Origin of the sequence: Streptomyces sp. MB09-02B, assembly GCF_033794485.1 — a bacterium.
Lineage (GTDB): Bacteria > Actinomycetota > Actinomycetes > Streptomycetales > Streptomycetaceae > Streptomyces.
On the sequence record NZ_JARGEE010000901.1, the window covers coordinates 1 to 1,076 of the forward strand.

The window sequence follows — 1,076 nt, forward strand, 5'->3', positions numbered from 1 at the left end:
TCGGCCGCCTCCCAGTCGCGGGGGCGGAGTTGGTACTTCTCGGAGTCGAGGTATTCCTCGCTGCCGGGTTTGAGGGGGGTGTTCTCGCAGAGTTCGTAGCCGGAGTAGACGCCCCAGGTGGGGGAGAGGGTGGCGGCGAGGACGGCGCGGAGTTCGAAGGCGGGGCGGCCGCCTTGCTGGAGGAAGGCGTGGAGGATGTCGGGGGTGTTGACGAAGAAGTTGGGCCGCATGTAGGCGGCGGCCTCACCGGCGAGTTCGGTGGCGTAGTCGGTGAGTTCGGCTTTGGTGGTGCGCCAGGTGAAGTAGGTGTAGGACTGCTGGAAGCCGGTGGCGGCCAGGGTGTGCATCATCGCGGGGCGGGTGAAGGCCTCGGCGAGGAAGATGACGTCGGGGTCGGTCGCGTTGATGTGCGCGATGACCTGTTCCCAGAAGACGACCGGTTTGGTGTGGGGGTTGTCGACGCGGAAGATGCGTACGCCGTGGTCCATCCAGTGGCGCAGGATCCGGGTGGTCTCGGTGATGAGGCCGGGCAGGTCGGCGTCGAAGGCGATGGGGTAGATGTCCTGGTACTTCTTGGGCGGGTTCTCGGCGTAGGCGATGGTGCCGTCGGGGCGGTGGTGGAACCACTCGGGGTGTTTGTCGACCCAGGGGTGGTCGGGGGAGCACTGGAGGGCGAAGTCCAGGGCGACTTCCAGGCCGTGGGCGCGTGCCTCGGTGACGAAGTGGTCGAAGTCGTCGAGGGTGCCGAGGTCGGGGTGGACGGTGTCGTGGCCGCCTTCGGGGGAGCCGATGGCCCAGGGGACGCCGACGTCGTCGGGGGTGGGGGAGAGGGTGTTGTTGCGGCCCTTGCGGTAGGTGGTGCCGATGGGGTGGATGGGGGGCAGGTAGACGACGTCGAAGCCCATGGCGGCGATGGCGGGGAGGCGTCGGGCGGCGGTGCGGAAGGTTCCGTGGGGCTGCTCGGGGGTGCCCTCGGAGCGGGGGAAGAACTCGTACCAGGAGCCGAACAGGGCGCGTTCGCGTTCCACCAGCAGGGGCAACGGCTCGGAGGAGGTGACCAGTTCCCGCAGGGGATG

General features: G+C 68.5%; 1 pseudogene. It reads right to left on the bottom strand.

Annotated features, from left to right (window positions below):
* A pseudogene (locus tag P1P70_RS44975) lies at positions 1-1,076 on the bottom strand (alpha-amylase family glycosyl hydrolase); the annotation flags it as partial.